The organism is Streptomyces sp. AC550_RSS872, assembly GCF_019049285.1.
Lineage (GTDB): Bacteria > Actinomycetota > Actinomycetes > Streptomycetales > Streptomycetaceae > Streptomyces.
In genome coordinates this window covers 120,632-124,223 of sequence record NZ_JAGMUL010000121.1, presented here as the reverse complement: position 1 = coordinate 124,223, position 3,592 = coordinate 120,632, and the positions used below count along the sequence as shown (strand labels likewise).

Here is a 3,592-nt window from a genome sequence, read left to right as displayed (position 1 = left end):
GTCGTTGAGGATGTGGGCGATGCGCTCCGCCGGGTAGTCCGGGTCGATGGGGACGTAGGCGGCGCCGGACTTGACGATGGCGACAAGAGCGGTGATCAAGTCGGGGCCGCGGGGTATGCCGACCGTGACGAACTGCTCCGGGCCCACCCCGCCGGCCGCCAGATGGCGCCCCAACTGGTTCGCCCGTGCGTTGAGTTCCGCGTACGTCACGTCCTGGCCCGCGCAGGTCAGTGCCACCGCATTCGGCGTCGCGGCGGCCTGCTCCTCGAACAGTGCCACCACATCCACGGGCGCGGTCTCGACCTGCTGCCCGTTCCACTCCTCCAGGAGCTGATGCCGCTCCGCCGGGTCGATCAGCTCAAGGCGGGCAAGGGACTGCTCAGGATCAGCCGCGATGGCGCGGAGCGCTCGTACGGCACTGGTGCCGACCGATTCGGCGAGATCCTTCTCGCACGCGTCCGTACGGTAGTCAAGGCGCAGCTCGATGCCCGACTCCCGCTGGAAGACGACGAGATGCAGCACCGAGTCGGTGGCATCCGCGCCTTCGGCCCTGGTGAGGCGGAGGCCTTCGGCCTCCAGCCGCGCGGTGGTCCCGGCGACGTCGACCGGGTAGTTCTCGAAGACCATTGCCGTGTCGAAGAGCTTCTTGTGCCCCGTCCAGCGCTGAATCTCGGCCAGGCTGACCCACTGGTGGTCGAGGAGCTGGTTCTGTTGCCGCTGGAGTCCGGTGAGGTAGCCGACAATGTCCTGGTCGGCGGTGGGCCGGGTGTGGACGGGCACCGTGTTGATGAACAGGCCCACCATGCTCTCCACGCCCGGCAGTTCGGCCGGGCGGCCGGAGACGGTCGTGCCGAAGGTGATGTCGGTGCGGTTGAGCGTGTGGGCGAGGGCGAGGGCCCAGGCACCCTGAAGGACGGTGTTCAGGGTGAGGTCGTGGCTGCTGGCCCAGCGGGCGAGTTGGTCGGTTGTCTCCTGGTCCAGGTAGAAGGAGAGACGTTCCGGCGCAGTCGTGACGGGGCCCGCCTCGGGGGCGATGAGGGTGGGCCCGTCCAGGGTGCCGAGCGCGGCCGACCAGGCATCGCGCGCGGCCTCGTGGTCGCGCTCGGCGAGCCAGGCCAGGTAGTTGCGGTACGGCATCACCCGGGGGAGGCCGGTGTCGGAGCCGGACATGTACAGCGACAGCAGTTCGCGGACCACGATCGGCAGTGACCAGCCGTCCAGGAGGATGTGATGGTTGGTCAGCAGGAACCGGTAGCGGTACTCGCCGAGCCGCAGCAGGGTGAGGCGCAGCAGCGGGGGCCGGGCGAGGTCGAAGCGGGTCCAGCGGTCCTCCTCCGCGATGCGCCGGGCCCGGGTGTCCTGCTCGTCCGTGGAGAGGGCGGAGAGATCGGCCTCGCGCCAGGGCACCGGCACCTCACGCCTGACGGTCTGCAGCCACTCGCCCGAGCTCTGCTGCACGAACGCCGCCCGGAGGTTGGCGTGCCGCTGCAGTAGCGTGTGCGCGGCTGCACGCAGTGCGCCGGAGTCGACCGCCCCTTCCAGGTCGAGGGAGAGCTGGGCGGTGTAGACGTCCAGGCCGTGTTCTTCCATCACATGGTGGAAAGCGAAGCCTTCCTGAAGGGGCGACAGCGGCAGTACGTCCTCAAGCGGGGGACCGGATGCCTCCAACTCGTCGATGTGTCCCTGGGTGAGCGCGGGGTGGGCGACGTCGGAAGGGGTGAGGCCGCCGGCATCGGCACGTCGGCCATGGGTGACCAGGGACTTGAGCATGTGCAGCCAGTAGTCGGCCAGCGCCCGCATCTCGTCCTCGGTGACGAGCCTGCCCGCGTAGGTCCAGGCGGCCTGGAGCTGGGGGCCGTCGTCGGCGTCATGCGTGATGGCGTTGAGCGTTACGGGGTGAGCGAGCGGGGTGTCCGCGTGCGTGCCCGCGATGTCGGCGGCGACCATGGACCAGGCGGCGTCGGCGTTGGCGCTGGTGGCGATGCGCCCGAGGTAGTTGAAGGCGTACTGGGGGGTGGGCAGTCCGGCGAGCTGTGCCTTCGTCGCGTTGTTGAGGTAGCGCAGCAGCCCGTAGCCCGCGCCCTGCTGCGGGGTGGTGCGGATCTGCTCCTTGACGAGCTTCAGGGCGTGTCCGAGCGAGGGGCCGCCGTTCCAGGCATCCGTCCAGTCCGTGGTGCGGGGATGCAGCCGCACTGGGTGGGCTGTGGTGAACCAGCCCGTGGTGCGGGCCAGGTCGGCTCCGGGGGCGAGATGTTCGTGGCGCCCGTGGCTCTCCAGCGTGAGGGTGACGGGCCGGTCGGCATGGCCCAGGTGTGGATGGTCGCGGTGCCAGCGCGCTGTGGCCAGGCTGAACGCGGTGAGCAGCAGGTCGTTGACGGTGGCGTTGTAGAGGCCGGGGACCCAGGTGAGAAGGGCCCGCGTGGTCTCGGCGTCGAGTACGGCCGTGTGGTGCCCGGCGGTGCCGTGTGTGTCCTGTGCGGGGTCGAGGACCAGCAGGGGCGGGTGGCTGAGTGTTTCCGTCCAGTGGGAGAGCTGGTCCTGGAGATGTGGGTCGCCGGCACGGTCGTTGATGGTGGTCGCCCAGTGCCGCCACGGGGTTCCGGTGGCGGGCAGCGTACCCGGGGCCTCGTGAGCGATGACCTGGCGGTGAGCTGTGGCGAGGTCGTCGAGGAGGATGCGCCAGGAGACGCCGTCGATGACGAGGTGGTGGGCGATGAGGGCGAGGTGGGCCGGTTGGTGGGGGCCGTGGTCGAGGTAGAGGGCGTGGAGGTTGTGGGCGTGGTGGGGGTTGAGGTGGGTGCGGGCTTGGGCGGCGTGGTGGGTGGTGAGGTCGTGGAGTGTTTCGGGGGTGGTGTGGTGGGTGGCGTCGATGTGGGTGAGGTGGTCGGCGGCACGCACCGCACCCACCGGCAGGATCTCGGTGGTGAATCCTGACCTCCCGTCCGCGTGCAGCCTGAGTCGAAGGCTGTCGTGATGGTCCAGCACGGCCTGGAGGGCGGCGGTGATCGTCTCGGCTGTGGCGTCGGCCGGGGCGGTGAGCAGGATCGACTGGTTGTACTCGTTGACGGGGCCGCCGCGTTCCAGGAACTCCCGCATGATCGCGGTCAGTGGTGCCGAACCGATGGGCTCCAGGTTCGGCTTCTGGGCCTGCGTGGGGGAGCTGTCGCAGATGGCGGCGAGTGCGGCGACGGTCTGCTGCTCGAAGACATCGCGGACGCTGAAGCCGATGCCGCTGGACTGCGCACGCGAGACGAGCTGGATGGACATGATGCTGTCGCCACCGAGGTCGAAGAACCCGTCATCGATGCTGACCGACCGGACGCCGAGGGTCTGGGCGAAGAGCCGGGCGAGCGTCTCCTCGGTGGGCGTGCGCGGCGGCCGGCCGGACTCCTGCGCGTGCTGGTCGGGCTCGGGGAGGGCCTTGCGGTCGAGCTTCCCGTTGGGGGTCAGGGGGAGTGCCTCCAGGGCGACGAACGCTCCGGGGACCATGTAGCCCGGCAGGCTCGCCGCGAGGTGACTGCGCAGTTCGTCTGCGCCGACGGGGTCCGTGGCCACGCTGTAGGCGGTCAGGCGGGGGACGCCTGGGGTGTCT

At 70.0% G+C, this 3,592-nt stretch carries 1 protein-coding gene; it reads right to left on the bottom strand.

The window, feature by feature from the left end:
• Nucleotides 1–3,555: condensation domain-containing protein (locus tag KUM44_RS34785; protein WP_217213742.1), on the bottom strand; the 3,555-nt coding region annotated here is incomplete at its 3' end.
• Nucleotides 3,556–3,592: the final 37 nt, after the last annotated feature.